Genomic DNA, 12,772 nt, shown 5'->3' with positions numbered 1-12,772 from the left:
GCCGCCTATGCGGGCGCGGAGTATGACATGGTCATGTTGCTGCTTCATGACGCGTCCCGGGCGGAGCCGAAAACCGTTCACACGTGCAACTAGTCGAGCTTCAGTGCCGCGCGCACTTCCGCCTTCGCATCGGCAAAGTCGCGCTGAAAATCCGGATTGGCCATCAGCGCCGCCGCGACGAGCGTTCCGTCGATGCGACCCGCTTCGACATCGCTCGGATAGTGGACGCCGTCGACGACGCGGTTCATGCCGAATTCGCGCCCACGCGCGAATAGCGCATCGCGCTTCTCGGGGACCATCTGCGCGAGCAGGATCGCGCACAGATAGCCGAAGGTCGCATGACCGCTCGGGTACGAGTGGTAGTCGTCGCCGGGCCGCTTCGGCACGATCGGTTGCACGTCGCGGCTCACGATGAAGGGCCGCGCGCGGCTAAAGAAATGCTTGCCGCCTTTTGCGACCCGCTCGGCATCGTGATCGACGGCTTCGAACAGCGCAGCGGTTTTCGGCAGACCGGCTTCGTTGAAGTCCGGTCCGAGCACATCCGCGAAACGGAACACGGACCTGGTGGCGTCCGCCTTCGCGCGCGCCACCTGCTCCGGCGTGCGGCTGCGCTGCGCGTTCAGCACGGCATCGAGATCGGCTTGCTGACGCTCGGAACCATCGGCGGCAGGTGGCGCGAGCAGCACGCCAAGCGGAATTTTACGGGCGTCGAGATAGCTCGCATCCGCGGACGGTGCGGCGTAACTCGCCGCACTTGCAGCGACGAAGAGGGAAGCCGCGAGCGGCAAGTAGGTCAAGCGTTTCATCGTGTGCGAGAAATGAAGAGAGATTGCAGCGAAGCGGCACGGCGCTATCGCCGCCAGGAGAAAAGGCGTGATTCACCGCCTGAACGGTGCTGCCGATGCTAGTGCGCACGTATGAATGCGCGGTGTCCACAAACTTACAAACGTGAGCGCATCGCGTAGCGTCAGTGCGGATCGCGCTGTTGTGGGGCATCCGTAATAGCAACTTTAGATTCGTAAGTTACCGATCACTTCGCATTAACGGACGGTTGATAGCATCCCGCCTCGTTCGACTACCAGTTCATCGCCCCACTCGCGAAAGGATGCTGCACCATGCAACGGGTTAGTTTTCCCCTTAGAAAGAAGCCGCTGACGCAATTCGTTCTTGCCACACTGTGCGCGGCCGGCGCGCAGATCTCGCATGCCCAGACCTCGGGCGATCTCGGCTCCGTGCAAAGCACGGCCGTCTCGTCATCGAACAGCGGCACGGCCACCAGCACCAACGTGCAGTCGGCACCGGCACAGGCGCCGTCGCAAGGCTCGCTCACCGCAACCCAACCGCAGTCGGTGATCAGCCGGCACTACATCGAAAACAGTACCGCTCCGACCGCGAACTACAGCGAGATCGTGCAGATCGCGCCGAGCGTGTCGAATGTTTCTCCGAACGGCTCCGGCCTGATGGAATCGCAGAGTCTGTCCATTCGCGGCTTTCAGGACGGTCAGTACAACGTGACATTCGACGGCATCCCGTTTGGCGATACCAACGACTTCACCCATCATTCGACGTCGTTTTTCTCGAACCGGGTGCTCGGCAATATCGTCGTCGACCGCGGTCCAGGCGACGCTTCGCAGATCGGCTTCGCCACCTTCGGCGGAACGATCAGCCTGCAGTCGAGGGATCCGTCGGCATCGCCGGCATTCTCGGTGCTCGGCTCGTACGGCAGCTTCGACACATGGCAGGCCGGCGCCGAGTTCAATACCGGCTATCTGCAGCAATGGGGCGATGCGCGCGCAATGGTCGGCTATGCGCAGAGCAGCAGCGACGGTTATCTGACCAACGCGGACCAGCGCCGTCAGAACGTCTACTTCAAGCTCGACAAGCCGATCGGCGACAACACGCTGCTCACGCTGTTCGCGACTTACAACAACATCCACCAGAACGTGCCGCTCGGCGCGACGGCCGCGCAGATCCAGCAGTTCGGTCCCAACTTCGGTCTTGGCGCCGACCCGACGAGTCAGGCCTATGCCGGCTACAACTTCGACAAGATCAACACGGACTTCGAATACATCGGCGTGAAAACGAAGGTCGCCGAGTGGGTGATCGACAACAAGCTCTATACGTACGGTTACTACCACAACGGCTTCAACGGACTCGACCCGAACGGTGAAACGCCAAACGGCACGATCTTCGGCCCGAACAACGTGCCGGGCCAGGAAATGAACAACAACTACCGCGCGTTTGGCGACGTCCTCGCGCTCGAGCGGCAGCTCGGTCCCGGCAAGCTGCAGACCGGCATGTGGATCGCGCACCAGTCCAACTTCCGCGACAACTTCAATGTCGATTCGTCCCTGAACTTCGCGTTCATCTCGCAGAACTTCACGATGAACGACACGATGCTGACGTTTCAGCCGTATCTGCAATACGCCTGGCAACTGCAGAACGGTTTGACGATTACGCCGGGACTCAAGTACGTGTCGTTCAACCGCAGCATCGATACGCCGATGAACCAGAAGACCGGTGAGCCGCTCGATTTCAGCCACACGTGGGGCAAGGTGCTGCCGTCGTTGACGCTGCACCAGCAGATCACCCCGCAATGGAGCGCGTATGCGCAGTACGCGCAGGGCTTTCTCGCGCCGAACCTGAATGTGTTCTATGTCAACGATCCGACCGTCTCGGGACAACCCGATCCGGAACAGACCGACAACTACCAGATCGGCACGACGTACAAAACGGGGCGTCTGACCGTCGCCGCCGATCTGTACTACATCAACTTCCGCAACGCGGTGACGAGCCGCACGGTCGGCAACAACGTGATCTTCTCAAATGCGGGTGGCGCGACCTACAAGGGCGTCGAAACCGAAGCGACCTTGTCGGTCGGCGACGGCTTCAGTCTGTACGGCAATCTGACCTTCAATTCGGCCAAACAGAAGAGCACCAATACGTGGATGCCCAACGCGCCGCAATCGACGGCCGCCGCCGGCGTGCTCTACGAACGCGGGCCGCTCAACGGTTCGTTGCTGATGAAGTTCGTCGGCCATCAGTATGGCGATACCGGCAACACCCAGCCGATCGGCGGCTATGCGATCACCAACTTCGCCAGCTCATACACGTTTGCCCGACTCGCACCGTGGACGCATGACACGCGCCTCGGCTTCCAGATCGACAACCTTTTCGACCGCACCAGCATCAATGCGCTGGCCGGCTACACCGCCGCGGACAACACACCGCTTTACTGGACCATCCCGGGCCGCGCGTTCGTCGCGACGCTGTCCACCGATTTCTGAACGGAGCTTCTTTCATGACTGTCGATAACCTGCTGCACCTCGCGAACAATTCCGGTGGCGTGTTGTATGTGATTGCCGCCATGCTGTTCGTTGCCCTGACGATCATCATCGAGCGCTCGTGGTTCCTGCAGCGCGCATCGAGCGGCAGCCGCGCGGTGCTCGACCAGGTCGACCGCCTCGAACAACTGAACGCCGCCTCGCTGACGGCATGCGCCGAACCGTTTCAGGCGCTGCCGATGGCGAGCCTGCTGAAGGTCGCCGGCCGGCTTGCCGGTCAGACGTCGCGCGATGAGCTCGATGCGTGTCTCGACGAAGCGATCATGCGCGAAGCACCGAACATCGACCGCTTCCTGTGGGTGCTCGACACGATCGTCACGCTCGCGCCGTTGCTCGGTCTGTTCGGCACGATCGTCGGTATGTTCAACGCGTTCCAGGTGCTGTCGAATCCGGGCAACGCACCGACCCAGGTCACGGGCGGCGTGGCCGAGGCACTGATCGCGACGGCCTCGGGTCTGTTCGTCGCGATGATCGGCCTCGTGTTCTTCAACGGTCTGCACAACCGCGTAAGAGGCGTCGTCCATCAGCTCGAAACCCTGAAGGCGGCGCTCGTGAATCGGCTTGCGGCCAGAACGCATGAGTCGCTCAAGCCGGTGCATGAAGTGCCGCGCCCGGTGGTCGGCAAATTCGCCTCGCAGGGAGTCTGACGATGAAGTATTTCGAGGCGCGAAAGGCGCGCATCGAGATCATCCCGATGATCGACATCATGTTCTTTCTACTGGTGTTCTTCATCATGATCACGCTGCACATGATCCCGAACGCGGGGCTGCGCTCGCAGCTGCCGTCGAGCGCCACGGCGCAAGCGCTGCCGCCGCCGCAGGTCACGGTAACGCTCGCGACCGACGGCAGTCTGTCGGTCGACGGCCGCACGCTGAGCCTTGCGCAATTGACCACCCTGCTCGCCGCCCGCACGGACGTCGCGCATACGGTCGTGACGATTGCCGGCTCGAAGCAGGCGCAGATCCAGCACCTCGTCTCGGTGATGGACGCGTGCCGCGCCGCGGGTGTATCGCAAATCGCGCTCGCCGCGCAGCCCGTGGCGAACTGATATGGCAACCGTACCCGCCTGCGGGATCGTGCAGCAACGAACGCGCCTATTGCCGGCCGCCGCCATCGCGCTCGTCGCAGAAGCGCTGGTGCTCGGCGCGACGATTGCGCTGCTCACGCATACGACCCGGGTGTCTTCCGTATCGTATGAAGCGCCGCCAACGCTGCTGACGCTGGCGGCACCGGCTCCCGCGCCGCAACCGCCGCAGCCGCCTGCGAAGCCCGTGCCGCCTCCCGCGCGGCCGGTCGTACCCGTGCGCCATGCTGCGCACACGCCCGCGAAGCCCGTGACGGCCGCGGTGCCGAAGCGCGTGCCGACTCCGGTGCCGGTGCAGCCCGCGGCGACACCGACCGAGCCGCCATCCGCGCCCGCGCCGCAACCGCCAGCTCAGCCCGCGCAACCGCCCGCACCCGCTGCGGCGCCGGTTGCAGCCGCGCCTACGCCAAGCTTCGAGGGTGCGCTGCGCGCGGCGATTCAGGCCGCGCTGCGCTATCCCGAGTCGGCCCGCATGGCTGGCATGACGGGCCGCACACGCGTCGCGTTCCGGTATCGCGACGGCGTCGTGTCCGACCTCAGCGTCGTGGTGTCGAGCGGTATCGGACTGCTGGACCGCGCGGCGCTCGCAGCCGTGCGCGACGCCGCTTATCCGAAACCCGAGTCCGCATTCGTGGGCAAAACGCTCTCGGAGCAATTGTGGGTCGACTTCAAACTCGACGACCACGAATGATGATCCGCTAACGCCCAACCGCACGAGAGACGTCATCCGCCCACCGGAATGGCGTCCCTCTTCCCAATCCATCCGCAGTACTAATATGAATCTACTCAACGCGAAACTGAAAAATATCCTGTCCGCCCTGATCGCCGGCGGCGTCGCTTCCCTGCTCGCGCTGTCGAACGTCCATGCGGCGACGGGCGCCAACGCCGATCAATTCGAAATCGCGAAACGCTATGGCCTCGAAGGCGGCGAGCGTTGGGATTACGTGGCGTACGACGCTGTTCGCCAGCACCTCTTCATCAGCCGCGACACGCACGTGCAGGTGATCGATACGCGCACCGGCAAACCGGTCGGCGAGATCGCCAACACCGCCGGCGTGCACGGCTTCGCGTTCGTGGAGGACCTCAAGCTCGGCTTCGTCACCAACGGCCGCGCCAATACGGTGAGCGTCGTCGATCTCGACACCCTCAAGGTCGTCGACAGCATCAAGGCCGCGGGCCCCGACCCGGACGGCATCCTCTACGTGCCGGCCTTGCGGCGCATCTTCGTGAGCAATGGCCACGACGGCAGCGTCAGCGCAATCGACGTCGCGACGCGCAAGGTGGTCGCCACGATGAGCGTGGGCGGCAAGCCGGAGGCGCTCGCGGCGGACAGCCACGGGCACGTGTTCGTCAATGTGGAAGATCGCGCCGAGATCGTCGAGATGGACGGTCGGTCCGCGACGGTGCTGGCGCATTGGCCACTCGCACGGTGCGAGTCGCCGACCGGACTCGCGATCGATCCGGCGAGCGAGCGCCTGTTTTCGGTTTGCGCCAATCACCGCATGATGATCGTCGATACGACGTCGGGCCGTCGCGTGGCCGAGGTGCTGATAGGGGGTCACCCCGACGCGGCGGCTTTCGATCCGGCCTTGAAGCTCGCGTTCAGTTCGAACGGCGCGGACGGCACGCTGACGATCGTGCATGAAGACGATGCGGACCATTACACGGTCGCGCAGAACATGCCAACGCTGGAAGGCGCGAAAACGATGGCGCTCGATGAACAGCAGCACCGGATCTATCTGGTGTCGTCGAAGTTCGGCGCGGCCGACCCGGCCACGGCTGCCAATTCTCATCCGCGCGCGACGGTCATCCCCGGTACGTTCGAAGTGCTCGAGGCGCAGCTCAAGGCACGCTGACGCGCGGCATCGACGCACGGCCGCCCGTTGATCGCGGCGGCGCGTCAAACATCGGTTCGCCTAGATGAGGCCGTGCGCGACGCCGCTCGGCATCGCCCAGCGCTCGCTGTCGTTCGACACGCCGAAATCCACGGCCCGTAGTGAAACGGTGGCCGAGCAGGCCGTCGCACGCTTTGCGCTGGCGCGCGCGAGGATGCGTTGCTCGTGCACATAGAAGAATTCGAGTTGGCGCGCGTCGGACGCTTTTCGTTGGAGCTCGAACACATCCTCGAGCACGCGCCGCGACACATGAAAACGCTGAAGTCCGCGGCCAAGCCGGATCTGAAAGACAACACCGTCGCTGTTGTGCGGCACCGCTGCCCAGATAAGCGGAATGCTACTCATGGAGCCCCCGTAACTGGATCTTCATGTCAGGAACATTGACGATTTCATCGTCGCACGGATAAACGCACGGCGCGACTTGTCAAAATTAAACAAGGTTGATTTGGCGTTTTCACCACAGTGGCAGGTGTTGCGACGCAACGCCCCAGCGAATCCTTACTCGACAGCAGTCCGTCGCTTGCGCCGCGCGGTCGTTCGTCGGGTACGATGCAATGCGGCCCGATTTAATTTGCCACGCTTCTCGCTGACTTTTCGGTAGCCGGCATGCAGAAGAATCATTCGCTTTTGCGTCGGGAATCCACACGCAAGGAATATGCGTTGGCTCGTTTGCGTCTTGCCACGAGCCGCCTTATGCGCGCTGAGTCGGAAGCTGAAAAGACACTCGCCACCTGCTGGATGAAGGCGTGGGCAAGCGTCATCGGCGATGCGCAGTTCCCTAAGCTTCCTTACCGACCGGCCACTCCCAAAGCGAGGCGGCGCTCCTCGCCAAGGCTCCGCGATTGACATCTGCCGTCGCTCGAACTGAATGGCGACGCGGCGACATCGTCGCGCACTCCAACCCCATTCATTGACCGTATGGTTCGCCACCTCACAGACCGTCTACGCCCTCTGCTCGCATGATCGCTTCACGACGCCTTCGAGCGTTCGCGACAAACAGAGCAATAAAGAAGAGACGACAAAACGGCGAGCGCGTCCCGCAACGATCGGGCTGCCCCGCCGCTCGGGGGATACCCATGAAAGCTGGAAAGGTAATCTGGGTAGTGGCTTTGCCGTGTCTGATCGAAACGTCGCATGCGCAGGAGGTCTATCTGCAAGGCGGCACGCTGGGCATCGGGGTTGGCGCGGCGTGGAGCGTCACGTCGTGGTTCGGCGTGCACGCGGACTTCAACGCGATCAATTTGTCGCACAACTTCGAGGTTGGGGGCAATCGCTACGAAGACGGCATACGGCTGCGTCAGGGCGGTCTCTACGGCGATTTCTTTCCGTGGGCCGGCACCGGCTTTCGCGCGACAGCGGGCCTGCGTCTGACCGACAACGAAGTCAGCGGCAACTCGGTTCCGACCAACGGCATGTACGTATTCGAGGGCAAAGCCTCGCCGGCCTTTCCCGGCGAATACGCGACGGCGACCGCCCGATACCCGACCGCGATGCCCTACCTTGGCATCGGCTATGGCTTGCGCCCGAGAGCCAAAGGCTGGGGGCTCGTGGTGGATCTCGGTGTCGCCTACGGCATTCCGAAGACCTCGTACACACTGTCGCCGGCATTGTCGCAGGCCGCGGGACCGCAGATGAGTCAGCAGATCATCAACACCGGATTGCAGCAACTGCGCGATAAGGTCTCGCCTTATCGATGGTATCCGACGTTGCAGGTCGGCATTGCTTATCGCTTCTGAGGCGCAGCGCACGGAATCCGTCCCAGTACTATAAATTTGCAAAGGACTTTTCACATTCCGATTGCATAAAAAAACAAACGAAAGAAAGCGCGATACGACCTTCGCTTTTTCTGGTTATTTATCGAGATGAAAAGATATGCAATGATCGCCGCCGAATCAGCGGAGCATGTCTGAACCTTGCGCCAGCATACGTTCCGGCAACCCCACGGCCCATTGCTTTTTCATTGAACCGATAATGACCACCTTTCTGTTCGATCTGCTGTCGAACCTCGCCTTGTTCGCCATCGTATCGATGGCCTGTCGACTGTATAACCGGTTCGGGTCGGGTGCCGCGCTGAGCGGCCCTGCGATTTTCATCGTGATCGCGCTGGCCGCGTGCGTGCTCGACGGCTTGTTGACGTTTGTCGTGTTCGCCGACGCGCAGAACCGCTATGGACAATTCGCCCTGCCGACGTCGTTTCTTCAGCGTGCTGGCGCGTATGCGCTCGCGATCGTGATCGCGTTCTCGTGGCACCGGATGTCGAGGCGCCGGCGCGCCGTGAAAAGCGACCCGGACGACGCGGTTGTCATCCAGACGTCACCGTACTCCGAATCGCGGCTGCGCATGTGAGCCCGGCACGCCCCGACCGGCCTTTCACGTACGCCCCGCCATGTTTCATCTCTGTGTTGCCGCCGCGAGCAGGGCAGGAACAATCCTTGCGCATGCGGGCGCCGTCGGCTATAACTCCCGAAGACCGCGCGTTGTGGGTCATGGCACCACCGTCGTTCAATCCGTTGATGGCAACCTATGACGAGGAAACATCTTGGATATCGAAACCGTACGTGCATTCATCATGACCCGTGGCATCGACATCGGCACCAAGGTCATCGGCGCGATCGTGCTGTGGCTCGTCGGCCGCTGGATCATCGGGCTGATCTCCAACCTGTCGCGCAAGCTGCTCGCACGCAACGGCCGGGTCGACCCGACACTCGCCCACTACCTCGCGTCGATTCTAGCCGGGTTGCTGAACCTGCTGCTCGTCCTCGCGATCCTGGAAATCTTCGGTGTGCAGACGACGTCGTTCGCCGCGTTGCTCGCCGGTCTCGGCCTAGCGATCGGTACTGCGTGGGGCGGCCTGCTCGCGCATTTCGCGGCCGGCGTGTTCATGCAGGTGCTGCGGCCGTTCAAGGTCGGCGATTTCGTCATGGCCGCGGGCGTCACCGGCACCGTCACGGAGTTGGGCCTGTTCGGCACCACGATCGTGACGCCGGACAACGTGACGACCATCATCGGCAACAACAAGATCTTCTCCGACACGATCTCGAACTACAGCGTGCTGCCGTTCCGGCGCGTCGAGCTGACCGCGAAGATCGCCAATGGCGTCGATCCGACCGATGCGATCGCGCGTTTGAAAGCCGCCGTCGCGAAGATTCCGAACGTGGCCGAAAACCCCGCGCCGGATATCGAGGTCTTGAGCTTCACGCCAGAAGGACCGCTGCTGTGCGTGCGCCCTTACTCGTCCAACCAGAACTACTGGCAGGTCTACTTCGACACCAATCGCGCGATCGTTCAGACCTTCAAGGAAGCCGGCTATCCGACGCCGGAAACGCCACTCGCACCGCGAGCGATCACGCGCGATTGATCTGATCGAACCTCCGCGGGCACCCGACACGGGTCGTCGGCATGGCGGCATGAAAAAAGGCGTCGCGAGATTCGCAACGCCTTTCGTGTTTTCAAGGCCCGAAATACCGCAAACAACTCGTCATCAACGCGTACTCGCGTTCGCGCCATTCTTGCGCAGCATCTTCCACAGCGCGCCGAGCACGATCGGTACGATCGCCGCGCCGATACCGACCAGCACGATCACGTTCAGATACTGACGGATGAACGGGATGTTGCCGAAGAAATAACCGAGCAGTGTCAGCAGCAGCACCCACAACAGCGCGCCGACGACGTTGAACATCTGGAAGCGGCTCCACGTCATCGACGACGCGCCCGCGACGAATGGCGCAAACGTCCGCACGACCGGGATGAAACGCGCGAGCACGATCGTCTTGCCGCCGTGTTTCTCATAGAAGTTGTGAGTCTTCTGCAGCGCGGCGCGATCGAGAAAGCGCTCGAGCACCGGAATGTGCGTATTGAATACGCGCGGTCCGATCGCGCGGCCGATCAGATAGTTGGTCGTATTGCCCGAGACCGCCGCCACCAGCAGCAACAGGATCAGCAGTCCGAGATGCATCTGCCCGGTCGCGCAGAACGCGCCGCCGATGAACAGCAGCGAATCGCCCGGCAGAAACGGCAGCACCACGAGCCCCGTTTCAGCGAACACGATCGCGAACAGCACCGCGTAGACCCAGGCACCGTACACCTGAATGAAGTCTCCGAGAAACTTGTCGATGTGCAGGACAAGATTGGCGAAATGTAGCAGCGTATCCAAGGAACGTCCTTTTAAACCAGTGTATGCGTAGAGGGAAAACGGCCACCGCGCGACCCTGCAACAGGCGCAGCGAGCGGCGGGCCGACCGCTGCGAATTGACCGCGACATGATACCGAAAGTGCCTCGGGTCGAATGAAAATCTGCTGGTTGGGCGTCTGCGCGGGCGGCGTGCGCCAAGTCGCTATAATTTCGCCATGTCCGAATTCTCCGAAACGCCTGCGGGCACCGCGGCCGCGGCCGCACCTTCCGACGCCTCCCGCGCGGCGCCCGTGCCGCGTCCGTTGCGCGCCATCCAGCCGCTCCCCGATCAATTGATCAGCCAGATCGCCGCAGGCGAAGTGGTCGAGCGGCCGGCGTCGGTAGTCAAGGAGCTGCTCGAGAATGCGCTCGACGCGGGCGCGCAGACGCTGCGCATCCTGCTCGACGAAGGCGGCGTCAAACGCATCTCGATCACCGACGACGGCTGCGGCATCCCCGAGAACGAACTCGTGCTCGCCCTGACGCGCCATGCGACCAGCAAGATCCGCTCGCTTGCCGAGCTCGAAGCGGTCGCGACGCTCGGGTTCCGCGGCGAAGCGCTGGCGTCGATCGCGTCGGTCGCGCAGATGAGCATCACGAGCCGCACCGCAGATGTGCCGCACGCGGTGCGCATCGACGCGGAAACCGGCGTGCTGAGTCCCGCCGCTGGCACCCAGGGCACGACGATCGAAGTCCGCGAGCTGTACTTCAACACCCCGGCACGCCGCAAATTCCTGAAAAGCGAACAGACCGAACTCGGCCACTGTCTTGAACAGATCCGCCGCGCCGCGCTCGCGCGGCCGGACGTCGCGATCTCGGTGCTGCACAACGGCAAGGCCGTCGAGCATTGGAACGCGAGCGAGCCGCCCGCGCGGGTTGCGAAGATTCTCGGCGAGACGTTCGCGACCGCCCATCTGCCGCTCGGCGAATCCGCCGGTCCGCTTGCGATCTACGGCTGCGCCGGTCTGCCGACCGCGAGCCGCGGTCGCGCCGATCAACAGTATTTCTTCGTCAACGGCCGCTTCGTGCGTGACAAGCTGCTCACGCACGCGGTGCGCGCCGCGTATGAAGACGTGCTGCACGGTGAGCGTTATCCGTCGTACGTGCTGTTCCTCGATTTGCCGCCCGAAGGCGTCGACGTGAACGTACATCCGTCGAAAATCGAGGTGCGTTTCCGCGATTCGCGCTCGATCCACCAGTTCGTGTTCCATGCGGTGCAGCGCGCGCTCGCGCGGCACGCGGGCGCGTCGCCTGAAACGACGGCGGGCGGGCATGCGGCGCACCTGGAACCGTCGGCCGGTGGACCGGCTTCATCTGGTTCGACGCCGCCGGGTGTCACAAGCGGCGTAGGCGACGGCATTGGCGCGGGCGCCGGTCTTTCGAGCGGCGCGGGCTTCGGCGCGGGAAACCGCGGCGTCCTTGGCGGCGGCAGCGGCTTCGGCGCCCCGGGCGCCTCGCAGCCTGGCAATACGTGGATGCGCCAGGCACGCATGACGCAAGGCACGCTGCCGGTCGCGCAACCACTCGCCGGTTACGACGCGCTGTTCGGCCGCAAGGATCCGCTTGCCGGCCGGGTCGAAGGCGCGTCGCTGTTCGAAGCGCGCGACTCCGCAACCGACGCGACGTCGCCATACGACGCAGCGCCGTTCGCGCCGCGCCCGGCTTCCCCCGCATTCGACGCCACCGACGACCAGCCGCTCGGCTTCGCGCTCGGCCAGATCCACGGCATCTACGTGCTCGCGCAGAACCGCCATGGGCTCGTGATCGTCGACATGCATGCGGCACACGAGCGCATCCTGTACGAGCAGTTCAAGAGCGCGCTCGCCGACCGCGCGATCGCCGTGCAGCCGCTGCTGATCCCGCAGACGATGCAGGCCGATCCGGTCGAAATCGGCACGGTCGAGGAAGAGCGCGATACGCTCGATGCGCTCGGCTTCGACCTCGCGGTGCTGTCGCCGACCACGCTCGCGATCCGCGCGGTCCCCGCGTTGCTGAAGGACGCCGACCTGCAAGCGCTTGCGCGCGCGGTGCTGTCCGACCTGCATGCATTCGGCGGCTCGCGCGTGCTGACCGAGCGTCAGCACGAACTGCTCGGCACGCTCGCGTGCCATCACGCGGTGCGCGCGAACCGGCGTCTGACGCTCGACGAAATGAACGCGCTGTTGCGCCAGATGGAAGCGACCGAGCGCGCCGATCAGTGCAACCACGGGCGTCCGACCTGGTATCAGCTGACGCTGGCCGATCTCGATCGGCTGTTCATGCGCGGGCAGTAACGGCG

General features: G+C 63.5%; 12 protein-coding genes. 9 read left to right on the top strand and 3 right to left on the bottom strand.

Annotated elements, in window-relative coordinates:
• Nucleotides 1-89: 89 nt before the first annotated feature.
• Nucleotides 90-806, bottom strand: coding sequence for an acid phosphatase (locus OKW26_RS36665; RefSeq protein ID WP_429356635.1), 717 nt, complete (start codon nt 804-806; stop codon nt 90-92).
• 309 nt (nt 807-1,115) lie between these two features.
• On the opposite strand from OKW26_RS36665, the gene OKW26_RS36660 reads away from it, so the two are divergent.
• The 5 genes from OKW26_RS36660 to OKW26_RS36640 all read left to right on the top strand — a co-directional run bounded on the left by OKW26_RS36660 (nt 1,116) and on the right by OKW26_RS36640 (nt 6,284).
• Nucleotides 1,116-3,287, top strand: coding sequence for a TonB-dependent receptor (locus OKW26_RS36660; RefSeq protein ID WP_429356634.1), 2,172 nt, complete (start codon nt 1,116-1,118; stop codon nt 3,285-3,287).
• A 14-nt stretch (nt 3,288-3,301) separates the two neighbouring features.
• The gene (locus tag OKW26_RS36655; protein WP_184062266.1) at nt 3,302-3,991 is read left to right on the top strand and encodes a MotA/TolQ/ExbB proton channel family protein; all 690 of its coding nucleotides are present in this window, start codon (nt 3,302-3,304) and stop codon (nt 3,989-3,991) included.
• Between the two features lie 2 nt (nt 3,992-3,993).
• Entirely contained in the window at nt 3,994-4,392 is a 399-nt protein-coding gene (locus tag OKW26_RS36650) for an ExbD/TolR family protein (RefSeq protein WP_090803146.1), read from the top strand.
• Nucleotide 4,393: 1 nt separating this feature from the next.
• Nucleotides 4,394-5,119 (top strand): TonB family protein, encoded by a 726-nt coding sequence (locus tag OKW26_RS36645; RefSeq protein WP_429356633.1) that lies wholly within the window; start codon nt 4,394-4,396, stop codon nt 5,117-5,119.
• Nucleotides 5,120-5,204: 85 nt separating this feature from the next.
• Nucleotides 5,205-6,284 carry a hypothetical protein gene (locus OKW26_RS36640; protein ID WP_429356632.1) on the top strand — a complete coding sequence of 360 codons (1,080 nt, stop codon included), beginning with the start codon at nt 5,205-5,207 and terminating at the stop codon, nt 6,282-6,284.
• 60 nt (nt 6,285-6,344) lie between these two features.
• On the opposite strand, the gene OKW26_RS36635 is transcribed toward OKW26_RS36640, so the two are convergent.
• Nucleotides 6,345-6,668, bottom strand: coding sequence for a hypothetical protein (locus OKW26_RS36635; RefSeq protein WP_429356631.1), 324 nt, complete (start codon nt 6,666-6,668; stop codon nt 6,345-6,347).
• 731 nt (nt 6,669-7,399) lie between these two features.
• Here OKW26_RS36635 and OKW26_RS36630 point away from each other — a divergent pair.
• From OKW26_RS36630 to OKW26_RS36620, 3 genes are all read left to right on the top strand, one after another.
• Complete coding sequence (locus tag OKW26_RS36630) at nt 7,400-8,059, top strand: hypothetical protein (RefSeq protein ID WP_429356630.1); 660 nt, start codon at nt 7,400-7,402, stop codon at nt 8,057-8,059.
• 235 nt (nt 8,060-8,294) lie between these two features.
• Entirely contained in the window at nt 8,295-8,669 is a 375-nt protein-coding gene (locus OKW26_RS36625) for a hypothetical protein (protein WP_429356629.1), read from the top strand.
• 193 nt (nt 8,670-8,862) lie between these two features.
• On the top strand, nt 8,863-9,681 hold the full coding sequence (locus tag OKW26_RS36620) for a mechanosensitive ion channel family protein (protein ID WP_184067338.1): 819 nt from the start codon (nt 8,863-8,865) through the stop codon (nt 9,679-9,681).
• A 123-nt stretch (nt 9,682-9,804) separates the two neighbouring features.
• Here the strand turns inward: OKW26_RS36620 and OKW26_RS36615 are convergent, their stop codons facing one another.
• Nucleotides 9,805-10,476, bottom strand: a complete 672-nt coding sequence (locus OKW26_RS36615; RefSeq protein ID WP_176078921.1) for a VTT domain-containing protein — start codon at nt 10,474-10,476, stop codon at nt 9,805-9,807.
• Between the two features lie 194 nt (nt 10,477-10,670).
• On the opposite strand from OKW26_RS36615, the gene mutL reads away from it, so the two are divergent.
• On the top strand, nt 10,671-12,767 hold the full coding sequence (gene mutL / locus OKW26_RS36610) for a DNA mismatch repair endonuclease MutL (protein WP_429356628.1): 2,097 nt from the start codon (nt 10,671-10,673) through the stop codon (nt 12,765-12,767).
• Nucleotides 12,768-12,772: the final 5 nt, after the last annotated feature.

The organism is Paraburkholderia sp. 32 (assembly GCF_050435345.1).
Taxonomy (GTDB): Bacteria; Pseudomonadota; Gammaproteobacteria; order Burkholderiales; family Burkholderiaceae; genus Paraburkholderia; species Paraburkholderia tuberum.
This window is presented reverse-complemented; position numbering and strand designations above follow the sequence as displayed.

What these genes read in the sequence shown, in the direction of transcription:
- OKW26_RS36630 (WP_429356630.1), top strand. Translation starts at nt 7,400, where the DNA reads ATGAAAGCTGGAAAGGTAATCTGGGTAGTGGCTTTGCCGTGTCTGATC.
- OKW26_RS36625 (WP_429356629.1), top strand. Translation starts at nt 8,295, where the DNA reads ATGACCACCTTTCTGTTCGATCTGCTGTCGAACCTCGCCTTGTTCGCC.
- OKW26_RS36660 (WP_429356634.1), top strand. Translation starts at nt 1,116, where the DNA reads ATGCAACGGGTTAGTTTTCCCCTTAGAAAGAAGCCGCTGACGCAATTC.
- OKW26_RS36635 (WP_429356631.1), bottom strand. Translation starts at nt 6,668, where the DNA reads ATGAGTAGCATTCCGCTTATCTGGGCAGCGGTGCCGCACAACAGCGAC.
- OKW26_RS36655 (WP_184062266.1), top strand. Translation starts at nt 3,302, where the DNA reads ATGACTGTCGATAACCTGCTGCACCTCGCGAACAATTCCGGTGGCGTG.
- OKW26_RS36645 (WP_429356633.1), top strand. Translation starts at nt 4,394, where the DNA reads ATGGCAACCGTACCCGCCTGCGGGATCGTGCAGCAACGAACGCGCCTA.
- OKW26_RS36650 (WP_090803146.1), top strand. Translation starts at nt 3,994, where the DNA reads ATGAAGTATTTCGAGGCGCGAAAGGCGCGCATCGAGATCATCCCGATG.
- mutL (WP_429356628.1), top strand. Translation starts at nt 10,671, where the DNA reads ATGTCCGAATTCTCCGAAACGCCTGCGGGCACCGCGGCCGCGGCCGCA.
- OKW26_RS36665 (WP_429356635.1), bottom strand. Translation starts at nt 806, where the DNA reads ATGAAACGCTTGACCTACTTGCCGCTCGCGGCTTCCCTCTTCGTCGCT.
- OKW26_RS36640 (WP_429356632.1), top strand. Translation starts at nt 5,205, where the DNA reads ATGAATCTACTCAACGCGAAACTGAAAAATATCCTGTCCGCCCTGATC.